Annotated in this window: 20 protein-coding genes and 2 tRNA genes; 9 read left to right on the top strand and 13 right to left on the bottom strand. The window is 58.6% G+C overall.

The window, feature by feature from the left end:
* Positions 1-64: 64 nt before the first annotated feature.
* Both HMPREF2857_RS09470 and HMPREF2857_RS09465 read right to left on the bottom strand, forming a co-directional pair.
* Positions 65-137: transfer RNA gene (locus HMPREF2857_RS09470), tRNA-Glu, on the bottom strand.
* Between the two features lie 49 nt (positions 138-186).
* A tRNA-Gln gene (locus HMPREF2857_RS09465) sits at positions 187-258 on the bottom strand.
* Between the two features lie 272 nt (positions 259-530).
* On the opposite strand from HMPREF2857_RS09465, the gene HMPREF2857_RS09460 reads away from it, so the two are divergent.
* Entirely contained in the window at positions 531-1,940 is a 1,410-nt protein-coding gene (locus tag HMPREF2857_RS09460; RefSeq protein ID WP_246819689.1) for a hypothetical protein, read from the top strand.
* Here HMPREF2857_RS09460 and gltX read toward each other — a convergent pair.
* Positions 1,924-3,411, bottom strand: coding sequence for a glutamate--tRNA ligase (gltX, locus tag HMPREF2857_RS09455; protein WP_070643935.1), 1,488 nt, complete (start codon positions 3,409-3,411; stop codon positions 1,924-1,926). The two genes, HMPREF2857_RS09460 and gltX, sit on opposite strands and share 17 nt — an antisense overlap.
* Positions 3,412-3,456: 45 nt before the next feature.
* The gene (locus HMPREF2857_RS09450; RefSeq protein WP_070643932.1) at positions 3,457-4,170 is read right to left on the bottom strand and encodes a TIM barrel protein; all 714 of its coding nucleotides are present in this window, start codon (positions 4,168-4,170) and stop codon (positions 3,457-3,459) included.
* On the opposite strand from HMPREF2857_RS09450, the gene HMPREF2857_RS09445 reads away from it, so the two are divergent.
* Both HMPREF2857_RS09445 and HMPREF2857_RS09440 read left to right on the top strand, forming a co-directional pair.
* Positions 4,169-4,891 carry an SDR family oxidoreductase gene (locus tag HMPREF2857_RS09445; RefSeq protein ID WP_070643930.1) on the top strand — a complete coding sequence of 241 codons (723 nt, stop codon included), beginning with the start codon at positions 4,169-4,171 and terminating at the stop codon, positions 4,889-4,891. The two genes, HMPREF2857_RS09450 and HMPREF2857_RS09445, sit on opposite strands and share 2 nt — an antisense overlap.
* 56 nt (positions 4,892-4,947) lie before the next feature.
* The gene (locus tag HMPREF2857_RS09440; RefSeq protein WP_070643928.1) at positions 4,948-6,180 is read left to right on the top strand and encodes an isochorismate synthase; all 1,233 of its coding nucleotides are present in this window, start codon (positions 4,948-4,950) and stop codon (positions 6,178-6,180) included.
* Between the two features lie 25 nt (positions 6,181-6,205).
* Here HMPREF2857_RS09440 and HMPREF2857_RS09435 read toward each other — a convergent pair whose 3' ends face one another.
* The 3 genes from HMPREF2857_RS09435 to HMPREF2857_RS09425 form a co-directional block, all read right to left on the bottom strand.
* A complete protein-coding gene (locus tag HMPREF2857_RS09435) occupies positions 6,206-6,994 on the bottom strand; it encodes a fumarylacetoacetate hydrolase family protein (protein ID WP_070644053.1) in 789 nt (262 codons plus the stop codon).
* A gap of 65 nt (positions 6,995-7,059) precedes the next feature.
* Entirely contained in the window at positions 7,060-7,647 is a 588-nt protein-coding gene (locus tag HMPREF2857_RS09430; RefSeq protein ID WP_070643925.1) for a 3'-5' exonuclease, read from the bottom strand.
* 33 nt (positions 7,648-7,680) lie between these two features.
* A complete protein-coding gene (locus HMPREF2857_RS09425; RefSeq protein ID WP_070643923.1) occupies positions 7,681-9,555 on the bottom strand; it encodes a DUF294 nucleotidyltransferase-like domain-containing protein in 1,875 nt (624 codons plus the stop codon).
* 61 nt (positions 9,556-9,616) lie between these two features.
* On the opposite strand from HMPREF2857_RS09425, the gene HMPREF2857_RS09420 reads away from it, so the two are divergent.
* Positions 9,617-10,021 carry a DUF664 domain-containing protein gene (locus HMPREF2857_RS09420; protein ID WP_246819688.1) on the top strand — a complete coding sequence of 135 codons (405 nt, stop codon included), beginning with the start codon at positions 9,617-9,619 and terminating at the stop codon, positions 10,019-10,021.
* Between the two features lie 187 nt (positions 10,022-10,208).
* On the opposite strand, the gene HMPREF2857_RS09415 is transcribed toward HMPREF2857_RS09420, so the two are convergent.
* Both HMPREF2857_RS09415 and HMPREF2857_RS09410 read right to left on the bottom strand, forming a co-directional pair.
* A complete protein-coding gene (locus HMPREF2857_RS09415; RefSeq protein WP_070456055.1) occupies positions 10,209-11,975 on the bottom strand; it encodes a hypothetical protein in 1,767 nt (588 codons plus the stop codon).
* Positions 11,976-13,271, bottom strand: coding sequence for a hypothetical protein (locus tag HMPREF2857_RS09410; protein ID WP_371441572.1), 1,296 nt, complete (start codon positions 13,269-13,271; stop codon positions 11,976-11,978).
* On the opposite strand from HMPREF2857_RS09410, the gene HMPREF2857_RS11440 reads away from it, so the two are divergent.
* Positions 13,218-13,337, top strand: a complete 120-nt coding sequence (locus tag HMPREF2857_RS11440; RefSeq protein ID WP_349267147.1) for a hypothetical protein — start codon at positions 13,218-13,220, stop codon at positions 13,335-13,337. The two genes, HMPREF2857_RS09410 and HMPREF2857_RS11440, sit on opposite strands and share 54 nt — an antisense overlap.
* 269 nt (positions 13,338-13,606) lie before the next feature.
* Here the strand turns inward: HMPREF2857_RS11440 and HMPREF2857_RS09405 are convergent, their stop codons facing one another.
* Positions 13,607-14,602 carry a tyrosine-type recombinase/integrase gene (locus HMPREF2857_RS09405; RefSeq protein WP_070643920.1) on the bottom strand — a complete coding sequence of 332 codons (996 nt, stop codon included), beginning with the start codon at positions 14,600-14,602 and terminating at the stop codon, positions 13,607-13,609.
* 613 nt (positions 14,603-15,215) lie between these two features.
* Here HMPREF2857_RS09405 and HMPREF2857_RS09400 point away from each other — a divergent pair.
* The 4 genes from HMPREF2857_RS09400 (at position 15,216) to HMPREF2857_RS09385 (ending at position 17,222) form a co-directional block, all read left to right on the top strand.
* On the top strand, positions 15,216-15,884 hold the full coding sequence (locus HMPREF2857_RS09400) for a hypothetical protein (RefSeq protein ID WP_005323141.1): 669 nt from the start codon (positions 15,216-15,218) through the stop codon (positions 15,882-15,884).
* Between the two features lie 209 nt (positions 15,885-16,093).
* Complete coding sequence (locus HMPREF2857_RS09395) at positions 16,094-16,405, top strand: ArsR/SmtB family transcription factor (protein WP_005323142.1); 312 nt, start codon at positions 16,094-16,096, stop codon at positions 16,403-16,405.
* A complete protein-coding gene (locus HMPREF2857_RS09390) occupies positions 16,402-16,623 on the top strand; it encodes a hypothetical protein (protein WP_005323143.1) in 222 nt (73 codons plus the stop codon). Before HMPREF2857_RS09395 ends, HMPREF2857_RS09390 begins: the two co-directional genes overlap by 4 nt.
* 275 nt (positions 16,624-16,898) lie before the next feature.
* Positions 16,899-17,222 carry a DUF664 domain-containing protein gene (locus HMPREF2857_RS09385; RefSeq protein WP_246819686.1) on the top strand — a complete coding sequence of 108 codons (324 nt, stop codon included), beginning with the start codon at positions 16,899-16,901 and terminating at the stop codon, positions 17,220-17,222.
* Between the two features lie 28 nt (positions 17,223-17,250).
* Here the strand turns inward: HMPREF2857_RS09385 and HMPREF2857_RS09380 are convergent, their stop codons facing one another.
* The 3 genes from HMPREF2857_RS09380 to HMPREF2857_RS09370 all read right to left on the bottom strand — a co-directional run bounded on the left by HMPREF2857_RS09380 (position 17,251) and on the right by HMPREF2857_RS09370 (position 21,582).
* Positions 17,251-18,267 carry a 3-isopropylmalate dehydrogenase gene (locus HMPREF2857_RS09380; RefSeq protein ID WP_101687711.1) on the bottom strand — a complete coding sequence of 339 codons (1,017 nt, stop codon included), beginning with the start codon at positions 18,265-18,267 and terminating at the stop codon, positions 17,251-17,253.
* Positions 18,268-18,342: 75 nt separating this feature from the next.
* Positions 18,343-19,866, bottom strand: coding sequence for an HNH endonuclease signature motif containing protein (locus HMPREF2857_RS09375; protein WP_070643917.1), 1,524 nt, complete (start codon positions 19,864-19,866; stop codon positions 18,343-18,345).
* 201 nt (positions 19,867-20,067) lie between these two features.
* Entirely contained in the window at positions 20,068-21,582 is a 1,515-nt protein-coding gene (locus HMPREF2857_RS09370) for an acetyl-CoA hydrolase/transferase family protein (protein WP_070643915.1), read from the bottom strand.
* Between the last annotated feature and the right edge of the window lie 232 nt (positions 21,583-21,814).

The raw sequence follows: 21,814 nt of genomic DNA, 5'->3' as shown, positions 1-21,814 counted from the left end.
GAAACCGTAGTGTTGCCAATTACACCATAGGCCAATAAAGACTGGCGCTTTCACGCTGCCTTTGTACCCCGTACGGGATTTGAACCCGTGTTACCGCCGTGAGAGGGCGGCGTCCTAGGCCGCTAGACGAACGGGGCTTAGAACTTTGCAGTTAGTGAATACATTCAACAATGAACTTCTTCACTGCTGGCCTACCAGGACTCGAACCTAGAATGACGGTACCAGAAACCGTAGTGTTGCCAATTACACCATAGGCCATCGCTGCTGAACGCAACGAGGAATAATATAGCCAATTCGCGCTAACAAGAGCAAATCACCTGGTCAAAGGCTCGTTTAAATTCGCGAGTTCCCCACAGCCCACCTCAGCAGTGCGCATAACTAATGCAATGCATATAACTAACGCAGCCCCAGATCGAAAGCCCATTCGATCGCAGCTCAAAGCTGATCCGCCCTTCAGGAGACACTTCGTGGTGAAGCGGCTGGTAAACAGCCGACACACACCAAAAAACCAGACCTGAAAGGCAGGCACCATGACTTCCCCAACAACGACGGCAACAACCGCCCCCATCACGCTCGAGCTGGAGTTCTCCGACATCACGGAGCAAATGAACGGCACCATCGGTCGCGTCATCGGCACTGTCACTATCCGTCAGTTCGCAAAAATCATCTCGGCCCTCAACCTCGACGCCAACCCACGCGTGTCCCGCACCGGCCGCATCACCGATGCCATCATGGAAACCATCGACACCACGCCGGAGCTCTTCGCCTACAAGTCCAAGGGTGTGCTCCTGGCCTCCACTCAGTTCACCAGTGAAGACAATCTCTACCGCTTCACCTTCAGCAACCGTCGCATCGAAGGCATCCTCGACGGCGGTCACAACTCGCTAGCTATCGCACTATTCGTTCTGGGCAAGCTCACTCCACCACCTAGCCGCAAAATCAAGACGTGGTCCGAAATGAAGGAGGTCTGGTCGGAGCGTACGGAAGAAATTGAGGAATTGCTTGCCGACGAAAGCCTCACCGAGCTCGATGCCCGTGTTCCGGTAGAGGTACTCGTGCCCGGTGCTCGGGACGAGGACACTGTGCAGGACTTCTCCGATGCACTGCTCGATATCTGTGCCGCCCGCAACAACAATGCGGAGCTCAAGGCGGAAGCAAAGCTCAATCGCGCCGGCTACTTTGACGATCTGAAGCATGCCCTGCCTCAGGGAATTAGCGACAACGTGCAGTGGCGCACCAACGATACTGGTCGACTAAAGGTGGGCGATGTCATCGCTATGGCGTGGATTCCGCTGTCTTGTATTGACCTGCCGAAGGATGCCGACGGGAAGCAGATTGAAGCACCGACCCCCACCAGCCTATACTCCGGCAAGGCCAAGCTGCTTGACCGATTCGAGGATGTCATGAGCTCACCGGAGGTCACTAAGCCCAGCACTGAAAGCATCAATGAGCGCACCGAAGAGGTCGTTCTCTACAACGAGAAGGTCCGCAGCGCATTGAACCTCACGCGTGACTTCATCGATATTTTCGAGCGTATCAACGCAGAGCTACCCGATCTCTACAACAAGAGCGGCGGTAAATTCGGCGGCATTGATGCTGTTGACAAGGCCAATAAGAAGAATCCGCGAACTGGCAAGACTCCACAGAAGTACTCGAAGTTCTACCGCCAGCCCATCGGCTACGCGATTCCAGACGGGTTCATCTACCCGCTCGTGTACGCCTTTGCCGCACTGCTCAAGCGAAACGAGGACGGCACGGTCCACTGGGGAACCGACTGGCACGAGTTCTTCAACAACCACATGGGGTCGCTGGTCAAGGACTACCGCGAAACCTCCATGAATATGCTGAACCGCGACCCGCAGAAGGTGGGCAAGGAAGCGGGCTCTTACACGAACCTGCTTCGCTCAGCCCAGCTCGCGCTCTTTACTGAGCAGCAGTAAAAGGAGTGACCTCGAGTGCCTTGCGCAGTCGGCCCAGGCTGCGGCTGCGACCAAGCAGCTCCATGGACTCGAACAGCGGCGGCGATACCTGAGCGCCAGTCACGGCCACGCGCACCGGGCCAAAAGCCTTGCGTGGCTTCAGCTCCAGGTCCTCGATGAGGGCCTTCTGAAGTGCAGCTTCAAGCTTCTCGGTGACGAAGTCCTCTTCGCTGAGCGGCTCCACAGCTGCAATGGTGGCCTCCAGGACAGCGACGGCGTCTTCCTTGAAGTTACGGCGTGCCGAGCGCTCATCGAAGGTGAACTCGTCCTCTTCCACAACCAGGAACTTCGAGAGGTCCCAGGCGTCGGAAAGCGTCTTCACACGGGTCTGCAGCAGCGTTGCCAGGAAAGCGAACTTATCCGCCGGGTAGTCGGCCGGGAAGTCAAAGTGGCTTTCCAGGTACGTGCGCAGACGCTGCTCGAAGTCCTTCGGATCGAGCATGCGGATGTGGTCCGCGTTGATAGCGTCGGCCTTCTTCTGATCGAAGCGAGCCGGGTTGGACAGCACATCGTGGATATCGAAGGTCTTGACCATCTCGTCCATCGTGAAGATGTCCTGGTCGCCGTCCATAGACCACCCCAGCAGTGCCAGGTAGTTCAGCAGACCCTCGCGGATGAAACCGTTATCGCGGTGAATGAAGAGATTGGACTGCGGGTCACGCTTGGACAGCTTCTTATTACCCTCGCCCATAACGAACGGCAGGTGACCGAACTCCGGGGTGAACTTGGCGACACCGATGCGCTTCAGCGACTCGTAGAGAGCGATCTGGCGCGGGGTCGATGGCAGCAGGTCCTCACCACGCAGGACATGAGTGATCTCCATCAGAGCGTCATCGACCGGGTTAACCAGGGTGTAGAGCGGTTCACCGTTGGAGCGAGCAATGACGAAGTCCGGAACCAGGCCGGCCTTGAACTCGATACGACCGCGCACGAGGTCATCGAAGACAATGTCCTCGTCCGGCATGCGCAGGCGAATCACCGGCTTACGGCCCTCTGCGCGGAAGGCTTCCTTCTGCTCCTCGGTGAGGTTGCGGTCATAGTTGTCGTAGCCCAGCTTCGGGTCACGGCCAGCGGCCTTGTGGCGCTCCTCAACCTCTTCAGCGGTGGAAAAGGCCTCGTACGCTTCACCGGCGTCAATGAGACGCTGCAATACATCGGCGTAGATGTCCTTGCGCTGCGACTGGCGGTACGGGCCGTGCGGACCGCCGACATCGATGCCCTCGTCCCAGTCAATACCGAGCCAATTCAGGGCCTCGATGATTGCCTGATAAGACTCTTCGGAGTCGCGAGCGGCATCGGTATCTTCGATGCGGAAGACCAGCTTGCCACCAGTGTGACGGGCATATGCCCAGTTGAACAGGGCGGTGCGGATGAGGCCAACGTGCGGGGTACCGGTTGGCGACGGGCAAAAGCGTACGCGAACATCTGACATGCTTTCCCACGATACCCGCCCTCCCACCTGCAGGCATGCATAGGGTTACAGAGTCCACTCCCCAGCCACTTCGCCGGCGTATCCGGCGGCGCGCAGCCGCTCAACCCAGCTGCGCAGTGGCGCCTCACCGGTGCCCGGCGCGCCGCGGCCTGGGAAATCGGCAATCTGGACGTGCACCGGCAGGCTCACTCTTCCGGTCTCCACATCAGTGAGCCAGGCATCCACGTCGACGCCATTGGCCGCAAAATGGTAAAAGTCCGCGAGCACACCAGCACCAGTCTGTTGAGCTAACTCCTCGGCTTGCCACGGATCTGTAATGGGATAATCACTCATCCCGGACAGTGGCTCAATCAACGCGCGAACCCCACTGAGCTCCAGCTGGGCAGTAATCTCAGTCAGTCTTTGCACCTGCAAATCGGTCAGCTCCCCCGAGCGCCCCAGCAGCGCGTTCGAGCATTTCAGCCCAGTGGCCCGCGCAATCTGGCTCACTGCCTCCAGATGCCCCGCGGGCAGCCCATCCGTATCGAGCACTCCTCGCTGCCCCGCTGCCATGTCCCCTCCCCACAGATTCATGGCATAAAGACCGAGGCTGTCGTCAAAGAGGTCGCAAAAACCGGAAACCTCATCGGGTGCGGGCACTGCGAGGTCAAATGGCCACCAGAATTCCACGGCCGCGTAGCCGTCGTCACGCGCGGCGTTGACGGCGTCGTGCGGGGACATGTGTGCGTAGACCGTAGAACAGTTAATAATAGTGCTCATGACCAAAACGGTAGTAGTAACTGGTGGCGGCGCGGGCATTGGTCGCGAAATTGCTATGGCTTTCGCCTCCGATGGCTGGCACGTGCATATCTGCGGCAGGCGTATCGACGCGCTCGAGGCCGTTGCCGCCGAAGCGGACAACATCACTTACTCCAAGTGTGACATCACTGACCCCGAGCAGGTCCGTGCGATGTTTGAGGACGCGCAGGTGGCTACGGGAACCATTGATGTTGCGGTGCTCAATGCGGGGCTGCCCGGCACGCCCGCAGAGTTCGGAGAGACCGACATTGAGGACTTTCGCGCGGTCATCGATACGAATGTGGTCGGCTCGTACCTATGCGCACGCGAGGCGTTCGCGCGGATGAAGGCGGAGCGCAAGGGGAAGACGGATCAAGCAGGCGGCCGAATCCTGGTCAACTGCTCTATCGCGGCGCAGGTGCCGAGAGCCCATACGGCGGCGTACGCGACGTCGAAAAGCGCGCTTGCCGGAATGACCCATGTGCTTGCCCTGGACGGACGCGAGTATGGCATTACGGCAACGCGCATTGACATTGGCAATGCGCAGACTGACCTATTGGGGACGTTCACAGGCAGCGAGCCAATGTTCGATGCCAAGCAGGCTGCGGAGACCTTCCTCTACGCCGCGAATCTGCCGGCAAGTGCAGTCATCGATCAGCTCACGATTACCGCTGCGGGTATGCCCTTTTTGGGTAGGGGTTAGCCTGCCCCTTAAACTGGAGCACAACTGGGTTTAGATTGAGGAGGCGGGTTAGGGCTATGTCCATGGAAAACCACCCCTCTCTGGGCGGCGGAAACGAAGAAGAGAAGCAGGAGAATTCTCACCCGTCGAACGAGCCTGCAGCGACTCCGAAGCGTTCGACGCGCTGGGATACGTCCCGCCCGACCACCGCCCCGGACTTTTTGCTCTCCCGGGCACACGGCTCCATCCGCACGCAAGGTATTGAAGAGCAGCTTTCCGACCCCTGGCTCGCGGCCGAGGGACTGCACTCGGGCATTCACAAGATGGTAGTCGGCGCATTGCCCTTCGACTTGGACAAGCCCGCCGCCCTGACCGTTCCCCGGGAAGTCATCCGCTCCTCGCAGCCGCTGGAGCCACCCGCGCACTACCGTTGGAACGCACCGAAGCCCCACGCCAACATCGTCGCTTACGATCCCCCGCTCGACGAGCACGCTGAGCGCATCGCCGCAGCCATCCGCACAATCGAGTACTCGGCGCTGGAAAAGGTCGTGCTCGCGCGCGCCGTGGAACTCGAAATCGATCCCCCGATTGACCCACTCCTACTCGCATCGCGGCTTATCGACGGATCCCCCAACCGCGATGGCTTTGTCGTGGATCTCTCCCCCGCCGGTTCCGATTATGAGGGCAAGTTGCTCATCGGTTCGTCCCCGGAGATGCTGGTCCGCCGTACGGGCGACATCGTTGAGGCTTTTCCCTTGGCCGGGTCGCTGCCGAGGTCCCGGAATGACGAGGTGGACCGGGCGTCGGCCCGTCGTTTAGCGGACTCGCGCAAGAACCTAGACGAGCATGCCTTCGTCGTCGACGACATCGCCGACAACTTGGCGCCACTGTGCAGTTCGCTGGATGTTCCGGACAGCCCCGAGCTGATGAGCACCGCCGAGATGTGGCACTTGGCCACGCATATCCGCGGTCGGTTGAAGGATCCGTCGCTGTCCGCGCTGGATTTAGCGCTGGTGGTGCACCCGACACCAGCCATTTGTGGCACGCCGACGGAATCCGCCTTCGGCGTTATTCAGGCCGTAGAGACCAACCGCGGCTTCTACTCGGGCGCTGTCGGCTGGTGCGATGAGAATGGCGACGGCGAGTTCGTGGTCTCCATTCGCTGTGCCGAGATCGACACTGAGGGGTCCGTGGCACGACTATGGGCCGGAGGCGGCATTGTGTCACACTCCGACCCAGAAGAAGAAGTCACGGAGACCAGCGCCAAGATGGGCACTGTGCTCCGCGCTTTTGGAGTTAAGGGCGATTAGGCCAGGGCGCTTAAGCCCAGGCAGCTTAAGCCCGCTCCACCGGGTTGGCCAGCTTGCCGATACCCGGGATCTCAATCTCGATGCGGTCACCCGGGAACATCGCAGCGGTACCGGCCGGGGAGCCGGTGCAGATGACATCACCCGGCAGCAGCGTAATCGAGGCAGTGATGAACTCGATGATTTCCGGGATGGACATAATCATCTGGTTGGAGTTGGAGTCCTGCTTGGTCTCGGTACCACCCTCGTGAGTCAGGTGTGCCTTGATTGGCAGCTCGTTGTAGTCCAGCTCCGTCTGGATCCACGGACCAAGCGGGCAGAAGGTATCGATGCCCTTTGCGCGCGCCCACTGACCATCGGCAAACTGCAGGTCACGGGAAGAAACATCATTGACGATGGTGTATCCGAAGATCACATCGTGAGCGTTTTCCTTCTTGACGTTCTTGCACGGCTTACCAATAACCAGTGCCAGCTCGCCCTCAAACTCGACGTTGGTGGCGAAATCCGGAATGCGAATCGGCGCTTCCGGGCCAATGACGGCCGTCGGCGGCTTAATGAACATCGTCGGCGGCAGCGATTCTGCCGACTTCTTGAACACCTCGGCGACGTGGTCAGCGTAGTTACGACCAATAGCGATGACCTTCGACGGCAGCATTGGGGCGAGCAGACGTACGTCGGCAAGCGGCCAGGAACGGCCTGTCTTATTCAGCTGACCGAAAGGGTGCCCTTCGATTTCGTGCAAAGTAACTTCATTGCCTTCGCCCTCAACGAGCGCGAAGCACATGCCCTCTGGGTGGGCGATTCGAGCAATACGCATAAAAATAGGGTACACGTCACATTGCGATAATTATGCAACGACCCCCACTCTCTATACTCTGCGCTCTAAACTCCGCGGGATTCCTGCGCAAGCCACACCAGCGCACAGGCCAGCGCATCGTTGAACGCGTGATGGGCCTTAAAACGGGGAATGCCGTACTTGTCGCACAGTGACCACAACCGCAGCTCATCACGGACCGGCTCGCGGTTGGCTCGCAGAATCGCGTCGTACTCGCGTGTCATAGTGTCCGCCACCGGCACATCAAAGCGCGCATCGAAGTACTTCCGACACAACGGATCCAGGAAACCAACTTCCATCCGCGCGTAGTGCGCCAGCAACTTCCGTCCCCGTAGAGCTTCTAACAGCTTGCCGACGGCCACCTCTGCCTCTACCCCGGTTGCGACCATGTCGTCGGTAAGCCCATGCACCGTCGCCGACTCGCCGACGCTCACCTCCTCGCGCTCTGGGCGAATGAGAAGGTGTCCCGATTCTTCCAGTACGATGTCGCGGCCTTCGACGGCAACCCAACCGATGGAAAGCAGCTGATCCTTGGAAGGATCCAGACCGGTGGTTTCCACATCGACCGCGAGCCAAGCATTGTCGCGGATAGGGGTGTCCAGGAGTTTCTTGCGGGGTTTGAAAAACTTCAACATTGCGCGCTCACACAGCTAACTCACACAGCTAAACTACGACATCGCCCGGATGGGATACTTCGCCCCGAGGCTCTGCTGCAACTTGCGGATAACACCAAACGCATCGCGCAGGTGCTCGCGTTCCAGGCTGGAGAGACGCTTCGGGTAGATGTGGTTATTCGGCTGCTCGCCAGCGTTGAACTGGGCCTGCTGGTGATGAAGCTGCACCGTGCACAGGAACTCGAACGCATCCGCCAGATCCTGCGCACCCTGACGGCTCACGCTTCCGGCACCCGCACTCGCCGCCAAGCGTTCACGCGTCGACAGCTGTGGCAGGCCGGCCGCCACAGTAAATAGACGCGCCATCTGCACCACAGCAGCAGTTCCCCCCTTCTTGATGTCCAGGGTCTCTGCGTGCTCGCCGCCCTTTTCCAGCACCAGGCCACGGAAGAAGCCGAGCGGCGGCTCCCGCCAGGCCGAGAGCTTGGCCAAGTGCGCGTGCAGGCGCTGCGACCCCTGGGCCAGCGGCAGGTAGGCCGCACGAAGGCCCTCCACCAGTTGCACATCGCCCGCTACCGCTCGCATGTCGAAGAAGGTCTGTGCATGTAACAGGGCCTCCGCCTCCGGTGCCGTAATCCACCCGTGGAAAGTGCGCAGCCACTGCGACTTGGTCATCCGCCACGCAGGATTGCTGGCCATCATGTCCCCTGGACAGAGCGGATAACCGACTCGGTCGAGGTTGGTGCAAATCTCGTCGCTAAGCGCGGCGAAATAGTCAGCATGAGCGTCGGCGTCGTAATCGTCGGCGAGGACCAGCGCATTGTCCTGATCGGACGCGAGCCCCATCTCTCCGCGCCCATGCGAGCCCAGTACTGCAAAGGCATAGCTAACCGGTGGCGGCCCAAGCTTTTCCTCCGCAAGCGCCACCAGGCGTCGGGTGACAGCATCGGCCACGGCGGTCAGCAGCTTGGCGACCTCCTCCCCCGAATCACCTCGGTCAATAAACCGGCCGACAATCCGCCGCGCGTTCTGAGCAATCTCCGCAATCTCGGAGATATCGCTCTTTCGCGCCAGCGTCGCCGTCGCGTACACGGGATCGGTGTGCAGACTGCGCAGGAGGTCGCCAATGACAATCATGCCGACCACCCGCGTCCCATCGTGCACCGGCAGATGATGGTAACCACGCTCGGCCATCAGCAGCATGGCCTCAAAAACCAGCAGGTCGGGACTGATGGTTTCCGGGTTCCCGGTCATCACTTCGCTTACGAGACTCTCCGCCGGCTTGGCTTCTGCCAGCACTCGACGACGGAGGTCACGGTCAGTGATGATGCCGACGAGCGGGCTCTGGTTGGCGCCTGCAGACTCCATTACGAGCAAACTGGAGACATTCCGCTCCGTCATAATCTGCGCCGCCTCTTGTACTGTCGTATCAGCGCTGCAAGTAACCAGCGATGTTTCCATCAGGTCCGCAACCCGTGTGCGCAACGACTCCGATGCCGCAGTACTCCGCAGCTTCGATGCCACTGCGCGAATGCGCGCGTTTTCACCGCCGTAATAGCGCCGGACCTCTACGAACTGGTCATTGAGCTGGTCAAAGACCTCCTTGGAGATCACCAGGAATACGCAGTCCTCCACTGCCGTCATCGTGTACAGCGAGGGGTCACTGCTCAGCAGCGTCGAATAGCCGAAATGATCTCCCACATCTCGCCTGTCCAACAGCGTGCCAGCTGGGTCAAAGAGATCCACCATGCCGGAGCGAATAATGAAACAGCTGTTGTTATCCGCACCCGCCCGGATAATCTCCGTTCCACGACGGGCATAGCGCATGGTCAAAAGCGGTGGGATAGTCGCGCGCTCTTCATCGTTGAGGTCCGAAAAGGGGCGAGTATGGCTGAGGAAGTCTGCGATTTCCGCAAGCTCGACGGTCATGGGGTCAATTATCCCCTATTTTTGCTCCCAATAGGACTGATTTGCGGGAATACTCGACCTTATGACCAATTCCACACACAGCGCTTCAACAAATTCCGAATGGCCGCTCGACGCCCACATCCTCGGCAGGATGGACAAGCTCGCGGCACTCGTCGCCACGCTTGACGACGACACCTTCAATGCAACCCTCCCCATCCCAGCCATTAACTCCCTGGCCGTGCTGCTACGACATGTGACTGGATCCGCGAGGTACTGGCTCGAGCGCGTCTGCCTTGGGCGTGATTATGTCCGTGATCGCGATGGGGAGTTTTCTGCTCATTGCAGTGTTTCGGAAGGGCTGGAGATTTACCACCGTGACCGCGCGGCCATTGAATCGGCGCTGGTGGAGTTGCAAGGCGTGGACCGCGCTGGTGCTCCTGCTGTTATTCCTACCGATAAGGACGACGGTTTTGCGAATCTAGCTTAAATCATTTGCGAAACTGCTCCGCATAGCTAAACCCACCGCTTCACCGCGGTGGGTTTAGTCGTTTTCGCTCTGTTCCAGTCGTTGACTAATAAGGAACACAACATGGTTCGTCCCCTCTAAAACGACTTCTAGCCCGGAACCCCATATCGGTTTTCCGAGCTAGATGGATAAAAGTATTCAGTTGGTCTTAAGCGGCCTCGCGCGCAGGCGGCGCGTTCGGGCTTGCCTTCTCGCGCGCCGGATCGCGCGGCGGTACAGGTTTACCAGAGTCAGGAGGCGGAGTCTTTTCATCCCGATCCACCCGGCCAAGAAAACGCCGAATCATAGATACATTGGCCGCGACCACACCAAGAGCTGTATAGAAGAAGGCCGCAGCAAAACCGCGTACAGGTCTTCTCGTATGGTCACCAATAGCAGCACCACCACGATTGTTCTTTACATAGTCGTTGCGGGTTTCAATCACATTGCGCCACGTGCCATACACCTTCTTCCATTCCGGTGTCTTAAAAGCAGGGCCAGTTTGGCGGTAGCGCATTCCCTCCTTATTCGGGATGGTTACCGAGACCTTATTGGTACAGCACTTTCCTTTTGCCTTGCGCGCGGTAGATAGATTTGGCCCGGAGATGGAGGGTAGTCCTCTGTCTCTCGCGTCCTGGCGCTGACTCTTTTCCACCAAGGGACATGCCAGTGTCTTTCCTTTACCTCGTCCCGGACACATAAACATCTGGCTCTCACCGGAGAGCTTCTTGCCTTTTCTCCGCATGGCAAAGGCGCGGCGCTCGTTGATCCGCTGGTTGTAGGTGGCCTCATCAATACGTCCGGCATAGAAGTCTTCGGTGGCTTCCACCAGAGGTTTCGGCATGGCAGGACAATACCAGTGGCCTTCAACTAACCCCATGGTTTCATAGGATCCGCGCTTTCCCAGCTGATTGGTTCTGTAGTCTCCCACCAGGGTATAGCCGAGTTTGCGCAGTGGTTCATGGAAGTCTTTGGTCTTAGCCACCGCGAAGTAAGCACGATCGCCCACCACTGTGCCCTTAGGTGTCTCAGGATCATCCGTTAAATGCCGCATGGCTTCCAACCCACGGATCGCAGGGTTGTGGCTGGGCCGGTCGAAGGCCATGCCCATAATCAGGTGTGGCTGTGCATATGGGCCTTGGTCGCGGATGACTCCGGCAACAAGTGTGGCCTCCCAACCCCACACATGCTTGGCGTTTCGCTTTCGGTTTGATTCGCCATGTGTTTCTTGTCGCTCGTCACGGGAGTACCAGCCTGCCTCCGGCTCGGAGGACATGAGATCGTCCGGTCGGTTCGTCCATCGGTTGTTGCCACGGCGCACGCCTGGAATAAGTGTTCCGTCTAGGGTGAGGTCTCCCTGCCAGTTGGCTCGGTATTCTTCGGGCATGTCCTCGGTACTTGCCATAACTAGCTCATTGAACACGTAGGTGGCGCGCTGCCATTTTTCCTCGCGGCGCTCAGGGTCTTGTTCGTCCATCAGCCGGTTGAATTCAGCACGGGTAAGCCTGGCGCGGTGCGGGATGTTGTCGAATGGGTCAACGACATCAAGGAAGCTGTGCAGCGCACGCCACAGGCGGTAGTACCAGTTGCTGTGCTGGGTTGCGTAAAAGTCACCTACCCGTCGTGCCTTATCGCGGCTGGGCAGGTTAAGGAGTTCTAAAGCCTTGTCTGTCGTATCAGGCGAGGCCAGGAGCGTCGTCATGGTGGTCAAATGCATGGGTTGACCAGAACGCGCCAGAATCAGGTAGAGCGCAAGGATGGTGCGGTCGTTAACGGATTTAGGCCTGCCTCCTTTGGCGGGGTCGTAGCCGTCTACTCGCCTCCAGGTGTCAAGATGGTGGCAGATGTCGGTGCGGTCGATGATGGTCAATGCCCAGGAAACGCTGGCTCCATCCAGGCGAAGCAGCGGGGTGGGTGTGGTGTTGAAGTGGGCCACCTAGACTTCGCCTCCTGCTCTCGGTTCGACGACTCGAAGCGGCGGGTAGTCTGGTTCGTCCCTGTTGCCGCTGATCCACTCACGGTATTCGGTCTCGGTGAGCGCGCCAGATTCAACGATCATGTGGTGAAACGTGTCCTGGAAGGGCTGGATGCTTCCGGTGGCATAGACCAGATGGTTAAAGTCCACGCGCTCGGCGGCATGAGTAGCGATCCAGGTATAGCGCAGCCTGGGCAGTGTCGGGGCAAGGCCGGTACTCGATGGGTTCTGGCTGGTCTTGTGGATGAAGTCAGCAATCAGGTGTGGGCCTGTGGCATCGTTGCGGCGGCGCGCCGAGTTGGGTTTTACCAGTGGTTCGTCTCTACGGTCGTCGCCCACGCCATGCAGCACTTGGCGCATGAGGTCGTCGAAAGGTGCAGTCAGCGGAACGGTACGCGGCTTTAGCCCACGACCACCGCGTGCATGAACCGCCAGCACTGTGCCAAAGTCGGTGAAGTCGCCATAACGGCAGTGATAGATTTCCTCGGTGGACATGCCAGCACCTAAAGCCAGTGACACGATGATGCAGGCCACGCGCCGCGACTCGCGGCGGGGGCGGGAGTGAACCCAGTCGTCGATTCGGATAAGTTCGCTGGCGTTGTAGGCGCGGCGCGGAGCCGTAGCTGCCGGGTAAAAGACCTCCGGTAATTCTTCTGCCCACTCCAGCGCGCCTTCTTGGCCAATGACATGGCTTGCGCAGCGGTTGAGGATGCGGCGGGTGGCATTGAGGCTGGATTTGGATAAATCCGCTGTACGGGCTTGTAAGTAGGTGCGGATCTTTCCGCCATCGCGCAGCAGGTAGATACAGCCGTCCACGGAGATGTCGTCGTACCAGCGGTCGCGCATGTAGCAAAAGTACGTGGCGAGCACGCGCTTGCGGTTGCGCTCAACGGTAGGAGTTGTAGGTGGCAGTAATCCGCGTGTCGTCAGTGTGTCGATCACAGCGTAGACCTCATTGTATTTAGACTTAGGTGGTTCGTCTTTTTCTTCTTGTTCAAAGGAAGTGGTCTCGTGGCTTCCGACCTTCCCGCCGAGGCTCCGGTCAGGCGTTACGCCAACTGGCCTAATGCCCATATCGAGGCCCACGATCCGGTCATGCGGAAATTGCAGGACTTTGCCCGCAACGTCCAGAAACTCACCCTGGACGGGAGCTACCCCAGTGCCAAAGACTTGGCCGAGGCCTGCGGTATCCCCACCTCCACCATCACCCGAATCATCCGCGGCGAGATGATCCCGACGGGACGTGTCATTGCCAATATCGAGGTCACCACAGGCAAGCCCTTGTGGCCGCGCCATCGCAGCAACCGATACGGCAGTCAGTGACCCGAGGGTTGGAAACTACATGTTTCCGACACTGGTAAGGCGGGTGTGAGTTACATGGGTGTCGTTCATGGCTCACGAGGTGAGCACACCTACACCACGAAATAGGTGGCGGTGCCTTCTTACCTCAGACCATGAGTAAACCCGCAGGTCACAGGGCGGTTCGTCCCTGGTGCGGTCTGTGCGCCATGAGACGAGTTTTGCGTATCCGCAATCCAACTTTGCAGATGTGCAATCGCTAGGGATAGCTCAGGAAGTCTCCGTGAGCCGAGCTACAGCACGTACAGGCCTCCACCTGGGGTGCCATGAGTCGATCCTCCGGCCAAAAGAATCCGGTAGGCATGGCGGCGGTTAGCTCCGGCCTCGACCACGTAGTCCTCAAACTGGTGCAAGGACTTCAGTCCTGCCGCAGCACACAGCACATCAGCGGGAACTCCGGCTGCAATGCGGTCGATAATCCACGTATTGCGCAGCCTGCGGGTATCCGGCACCATATCCGGCGATGTACTAGGTGTTACCCGGCGGAGATACGCCGAGAGCTGGCTGACGTTCTCGTTGTCGCGGCCTGGCCTGAACAGGTAGTCCTCCGGGCCGGTAGCCATAATGACCGGCTGAAGTACCTCGATATGAGACTTGAGCAGTGGCACCTCGCGCGGGCCAGCCCCGCGGTAGCCGTGCGGAAACAGCAGCACCCCGTCGCCGTCAACACGCACGTCTTTGCCGCGCAGCGTGCAGATTTCTCCTGCGCGCAAGCCCGCACCAAGCGTGAGTGCTAGCACCGTAGTGAAGTTGCGGCGGCGGGCAGCTGTGGGTTGCGACTCGGCCCAATCCCACATCCTGTCACAGGCATAAGAGCCGTAGGGTTCAAGGGTTGGCTCGTAGCTAATCGGGTGCTGGTAGTCAGGGTTCCAGTCGTCGTTGATCACCTCCGCCACACGACACAGCAGCGAGCGCTGGGTTCCTGCGGTGGACGGGCTGAGCTTTGCACCACCTCCGGCAAGGAAGTAGTTTCCGATGATGTCGGGGTGGAAGACGGTCTCGACAGTCACCACGCCGTAGCTCACCCAGACCCAGGCGGCGAGCTTGGACACGCAGTTGAGCGTGTTGCGCAGTGCGTCGCGGCTGGTGTTATCCGGGGTGATGTTAAGTGCGCGCACGCACTCGCGGGTGAAGTCGGCAACGTGGCTCCACGGCTCAGAGCGCACGGCGTGTGGTGTGTAGTTGGCGATGATCGCCTCATAGTCGGCGGTGGTGTAGTTACTGGACATGGGCCTTTCCTTCGTCGGCACGATCGCAGTGGAATGGGGCGGTGTAGTGGATGCTACGTAGCTAGGCCACGCAGTGCACTCCGCTACACATAGTCTTGTTTGCCGATCTGCAATCTGGCAAGCAGGTGGCCTCACACCGCCAACTTCGCAGGAATTTCTTATATGGCCTGCATGTTTGCGGTTCCGCAAACATCTACCAGACGAACCACCACATCATGTTGTGGAGATCAAAAAAGGGACATGCCATATTTAGTACCCCCGCGCGAGCCTCGGACACGGCCTTAATCCTACCCACCAAGTCCTTCAAGGCCCCGCTTTGTGGCCCACAGCTATGTCCACCACAACATGTAGATCCGCTGCCCCCGGTTGTGGCTAACCGATACGTGCGCGACCTGCGCGGAGCCTCAACCACACCCCGCACCGACTAGCGTGACCACCGTCGAGCGCGATTGCGTATCCGCAATTTTGTCTTAACTCACGCGGCTTGTTGCCATACCTCGCACATCGGCAACCCACCGCGCGGACAGTTTGCGTATCCGCAAATTTCTACCTGTTACCGTGCCCGACACTTGACATTTCCACTGCTCACACCCTCAAAGGAAAGGGACGAACCATGTCCACACTCGACATGAGCACACCACTGTACTGCCAGTACTTCACCGCCGAGCTTGAGGTAGACGACCTCGCCCAAGTCACCGAAACCCTGAAACAGGGAAAACAGGTGGCCGACACCATCTTGTCCATGTCCACCGCCGCGCTCTACAACCACGTCATTAGCTTCACAGGCCCGCAGGGGCTTATCACCGAGCGCGAAATCAACGTCCTCACCGCGTTTAACTCCATGTCGGTGGCCACTGCCCCGGTGCGCGTCACGTTTGTCACCCTGGCCGACACTTACGGAAACCGTGCGGGACTCACCCGCATCCAAGGCGGTGAGTCCGCCCGCGGCCTAATCCCGCTTACCCGGTCTGTAAACGAGGCCACGGTTGCAGACATGTCTGCCACCACACCAGGACTCACCATCAATCTGCCCAATAGTGTCCACGACGACCTGATCATTCGCTGCACGACTTTTGACCCGGACGGGTGCGTTCCCGAAGCAAAGGACGAGTTTCCCGGCGTGGACTACTGCCCTAGCCTGTACCACCTTTTGCGGGACGAACCATCTCCAGGCATCGACATCACCCACGACATTATCCGCGCACTACTTCCCTACCGCGGGATCCACATGGAGGTAGAGCCGAGGATTCTCGATGGCGATGTAGACATCGAGCGGCTGTAGCTGCTGGCTACGCTGTAAGCCATGAAGGAACCCAGCTGTGGTGTGTGCTGCGGCTGGGTTTCTTCTTGGGGAGGGTGAAGAGGGGACGTGATGGGACACCGGCCACGTCTTAAGTCGGGCAGCGTCTCCGCCAGACCCGGCAGAACTTGCGCACCGCTGACTGTAAGCATATACTTACACCTGACATCGTTCGATTACGATACGGAGGGATGATGGACGCAGCACGGCTCGCTCAGATGCTCAGTGCTCTTGGAAGTGAGCCTCGGTTGCGAATTATCGCCTCCCTAGAGACGGATTCGACCCATGTCAGTGAGCTGGCCCGCCGACTCGGGATGTCTCGGCCACTGCTCTACCAGCACCTCAACCGCTTGGAAGCTGCTGGACTCATCGAGAGTGGCCTGGAACAGCTCGGAGAGAGCCGGGTGAGGAAGCACTACTGGGTCGCTCCGTTTCAGCTTGAAGTAACTCCAGACCACATTAGGCACCTGATTAATCAAGAACAGAAAAGGGAATCTTCGTGACACTTACCGCTACCGTATTTCTTGTCATCCTCGCCGCCGCATTACCACTCGCGATCTTCGTTGCTCTTACCGTCTGGGTGGTACGCACCGTCACCAGCGCACGACGCGAAACGGCGACGGCGATCGATGGTTCCAACCAACTCATCGTGGAGCATCTACGCAACATCACCGAGCGGTTGGATCGGATTGAGGCCCAACTCAGCGAGATCCCCGAGTAATCAGGCTCTTCCTTAAACAAGGGGCGCGGTGGTTTTGGCTCCGCGCTATGGGCTGTCACAGCGTATGCGCTAAGCACGTCGCGTAGACCTCCAGCAACATAAACTTGCTTGTGACTTTGGCGGCGGGGTGTGTCTCCGGTCGTGGCGTTATCCTGTCCCTCTCGCGGATAGGGGCTAGGACTGGGGACGAACCACGTGGTGTGCCCCCACCTCCGACACCGCCCCGGCCCACCTGCCGACGGAACCGGGAACGGAAACCGACGGAAACCATAGCTGTGGTTCGGGTCGTTGCAGGTGGGTGGGTAGTTTCGCAAAAGACTCAGGACCGTTGGTGGTGCGGCAGCATCGAAGGCGTGATTGTGCATGTCTTCCACGAGGCGGCTCAGCACCTGGGACATGCGGAGATTACGAGGGATGCGCTAGTGGCAGGACTGGGAGGGGATGATTCCGATAACGGCGCAGGAAGCTCATCCCCATACCCCCTTGACACCATCATCGATGTACTTCGCCAGGTCGGACATGCGTCGGACTTCATCGAGCACACCGCCGACGGTAAGACTCACATCACTACCGTCGATGGCAAAACTGTGATTGCCTAGCCCTCTCCCCCCCCTATTTTTTACTGCGCTACTTCAAAGCAGCAGCAATGCGGTCGCCAACCTCAGCGGTCTTGATCGGGCCACTACCGCGAGTAGCCATGTCAGCTTCCACAGCAGCCTCGATGCGCTGGGCGTCTTCCTCACGACCCAGGTGGCGCAGCATCATGGCACCCGACAGAATGGCTGCCGTCGGGTCCGCGATCCCCTTGCCAGCAATGTCTGGCGCGGAGCCGTGAACGGGCTCGAACATGGACGGGTTGGTATTGGAGGCGTCAATGTTACCGGACGCCGCCAGGCCGATACCGCCCGACACTGCACCAGCCTCATCAGTAATGATGTCGCCAAAGAGGTTGTCGGTGACGATGACGTCGAAACGCGAAGGATTAGTGACGAGGTAGATCGTCGCAGCGTCGATGTGCGAGTAATCGACATCTACCTCTGGGTATTCCTTAGCGACCTCATCGACCGTGCGCTGCCACATACCGCCGCCGTGCACCAGCACATTGGTCTTATGGACAAGCGTCAGCTTCTTACGACGGGTCATAGCCAGCTCAAAGGCGTAGCGGACCACGCGCTCAGCGCCGAAGCGGGTATTGACGGAGGTCTCGTTGGCAACCTCGTGTGGCGTGCCGACGCGAATCGCACCGCCGTTACCTGTGTAGGCACCTTCGGTTCCCTCGCGGACGACCACGAAATCAATTTCGCCCGGGTTCTTCAGCGGTGACTCGACACCCGGGAAGAGCTTGGAAGGACGCAGATTGACGTGGTGATCCAGCGCGAAGCGCATCTTCAACAGCAGGCCGCGCTCGAGAACGCCCGGAGGTACGTTCGCCGGGTCACCGATGGCACCGAGCAGAATAGCGTCGTGCTCGCGCAGGGAGTCAAGGTCAGCGTCGGTAAGCAGTTCGCCATTGCGCAAGTACCGACGCGAGCCGAGGTCGTACTCGGTAGTGTCGAACTCGCCGATAGCAGCCTTGAGCACCTTCAGCGCCTCTGCCGTAACTTCCGTGCCGATGCCATCACCCGGGATGACGGCGATCTTCAGTTTTCCTGCCTCAGTCATTTTTTGAGATACCCTTCTCACTATATGGACGCAAATGAGTGTAGCAGAACCTAGCGCTCACTCCCCGTCACTGTCTGCGCGATTTTTACCATCTCCATCGTTTTCACAATCCACCCCGCCTACTGCTCTCTCCTTTTCCATATCCCGCCGCACCTTATCCACTAGGCCGCGGAGACTGTCATGCAATTTGCGACGTTTCTCATTGTGCTCAGCCAGCGCAGCGGTCTTCTTTTCAGTCTGCGAGGCAAAGGTGTAACGACCATGCCCGGTGTGCTCTTTTTCCGACTGCGCAAACGGCCCTTCATCACAAGAGAGGAACGTCCAAGCTTCGATCCCATCATCACCTCGAACAACTCGCCACATACCGGCAGTTTTGAGGTTGTGGTGCCTTCGACAGAGACAATGGAGATTATCTGTGTGCGTGACCCCTTCCTTTGGCCGCTCACCACCGGAAAGGCTGTGATCAAATTCCACAATATGGTCGATATCGCACTTTTCTGCGGGGACATCGCATCCAGGAAAACTACACACACCGTCACGGGCACGCACGAATGCACGCTGAGACTCAGAGGGCCGATACCCCTCAACCGCACTATCCCCCAGCACCCGCAATGCCGATACCCGCTTCAGCCAAGACTCGGCCACCAGCGAAGAAAGCCAACCTGCGCCAGCGAGCCACACTGGAGTGTTTTCCGGTTCGCCATCCTCCCCGGGAGAGAGCACTCGGAAGAGTTCCAGATTCACCTCCACCTCACAAGTACCGCGTAACGCATGCATGAAAGCTGCCGCGCGACTCACTTTCATCTTCTTAGCCACTGCGTCGATAATTGCAAGGGCTTCCACTGCATGATGCCGCTCGAGGACAGTAGTCAGTGTCGTAACTCCAGCGTCACCATGTTCATCAACTGCGATAAACTCCTTAGCCGTCATACGATCGCCGAAGTAGTCGAGAGCCGCAGCTTGAACCTCCCGTACCTCCTCCGACTCCACGGGATTATCCGCCGACTCTCCATCCGCCTCGACCTGGTATGCCGCCGCATCAATTGCAGCATCTACGGTCGCCTCCACATTCCGGGCCAGGACCCTATCAGCCTGCAACCCAGCGACATCCACATCACGTGGCCGCACTTCCGGAGCACACTCACCAATCACTCGCTGCACCCGCGTTGCCATCGCACGCACGCCACGGAGTGCCTCCCCGTCGCGCCTAGGCTTAACGACGTCCACGAGACCCGACTCCACTGCGTCAACCTTGTCATCGGCTACAGGTCGGGTATGTTTACCAAGCATTGCTAAATGCCTCATCGACAAATGCCCGCGCTCCTGACACATTTCCGCTAGTTGCGGCATACGTCCAAGCATGTAGCCAATTTCCATATATTTGTTCACTTCGGCGCGTGAGATTCCAAGCACCACCGACCAATAAGCCAAATGAGCTTCGACATCGCCATCATCTGGTGGTGCGACCCGCTGAGCGATAACCATCTGCAGACGATTAATCTCGCGCATCACTTCAGCGAGCGAATGAGCCCTCACCTCATGGCTGAACCGAAATTCCCCACACGATTCCAACTCTGACATTGCACTGTCCCCTCCCTAACGAGGTCCCCTAACGAACAGTTCTTTATCAATTCGCCCACACCATATCCCCCACCCCGGATTCAAACCGCTGCGCACCCCAAAAATCTCCACATTATTCGAACACTATTTCGAACTAAAGCCGAAAGAAAATCCCGCCCTACGACGCAAACTTCGTCGTAAAGCGGGAACCGCACTAGAAACCTAGTCGACCGGCTTCATGGAACCGTTTTCGAGGAAACGACGGTGGAAGTCATAAGAAGTACCCAGGTCATGCGGAGTATGCAGGTACGGGGTGGCCCTCTCAGCACACTCAACGTATTCGAGCAGCGCCTCCTTGTACATCGGGTGCGCACACTTCTCAATGACAACACGGGAACGCTGACGCGGCGCCAGCCCACGGAGGTCAGCCAGACCCTGCTCAGTGATGATGACCATCACGTCATGCTCAGTGTGGTCAACGTGAGAGACCATCGGCACGATTGCGGAAATGTCGCCATTCTTAGCCAGCGACGGGGACACGAACGTAGAGATGTAGGCGTTTCGGGTGAAGTCACCGGAACCGCCAATGCCGTTCATCATGCGGGAGCCAGCCACGTGAGTGGAGTTGACGTTGCCGTAGATGTCAGCCTCAATCATGCCGTTGGTGGTAATCAGCCCCATGCGGCGGACCAGACCCGGGTTATTGGAGATGTCCTGCGGCCGCAGAACGATCTTCTCGCGGTAGTCAGCAGCATTCTCGTTCATACGAGCTGCATATTCAGGAGACAGCGAGAATGCAGTACCGGAAGCCACGGTCAGCTTGCCAGCATCCATCAGGTCGACCATGCCGTCCTGGATAACCTCAGTGAAGGAGGTCAGGTTCTCATACTTGGAGTCGAGCAGACCTGCGAGAACGGCGTTCGGAATGTTACCGACACCCGACTGCATCGGCAGCAGGTTCTCCGGCAGACGACCGGCCTTGACCTCCCCATCGAGGAAGTCGAGCAGGTAGCCGGCAATGGCCTTAGAGTCATCGTCCAGCGGCTTGAACGGCGAGTTACGGTCCTCGGCGTTCGTCTCGACGACAGCGACAACCTTATCGACATCGATCTGAACATCCGGAGTACCGATGCGGTCCCCCGGGTTCACAATCGGAATCTCCTTACGGTTCGGAGGCAGGCCGACACTGTAGATGTCGTGCATACCCTCGAGATCCTCGGACTGCCAGGAGTTGACCTCAATAATAATCTTCTCTGCAGCATTCAAGTAAGAAATGCTGTTACCAACCGAAGAGGAAAGAATCAGGGAGCCATCGGCCTTAATGCGAACAGCTTCGACCACGGCAACATTGACCGGGCCAAAAAAGCCCTGCTCAGTCATCGGGCCAGAGTGCGACAGGTGAATATCACTATAGAAGGCATCGCCTGCATTAATACGGTTACGCATTCCCGGGTCGGACTGGTACGGCATACGCCACTCAACACCATTGGCCTTCGCCAGCGCACCATCAAGTTCCGGAGCGGTAGACGCGCCGGTCAAGACCTTAATCTTAAACTCGTCGCCACGCTCGTGAGCGGCCTCCATGCGCTCAGCGAGAGCCGGCGGGACAACCTTCGGGTAGCCAGCACCGGTAAATCCGGCAAAGCCCACCATGTCTCCGTGGTTGATGAACTGCGCCGCCTCCTGCGCGGTCATCACCTTGGATTTGAGACCAGCATGGGCAATACGATCTGACATGAATTCACCTTTCTATATCCCCCAACGCGACTATCGGGGGTAGTGCTTCGAACACCAAAGCACACCCCCAACCCTATCAACGAAGCGGTTAGTGCCTTTCATTCAGATGCCCGAAAGCGCCCCCATTTTAGGCACACTTCACGCGACACTAAAGCCGACTACAACACCGTTTTATGCCCTACGTCACAACTGACCAACAATCAGCCATGCGACACATTCACAACCCCTTGCC

Origin of the sequence: Corynebacterium sp. HMSC076C10, assembly GCF_001812455.1 — a bacterium.
Lineage (GTDB): Bacteria > Actinomycetota > Actinomycetes > Mycobacteriales > Mycobacteriaceae > Corynebacterium > Corynebacterium jeikeium_D.
The sequence above is the reverse complement of the archived record's forward strand: the minus strand, read 5'-3'. Positions and strand labels throughout refer to the sequence as shown.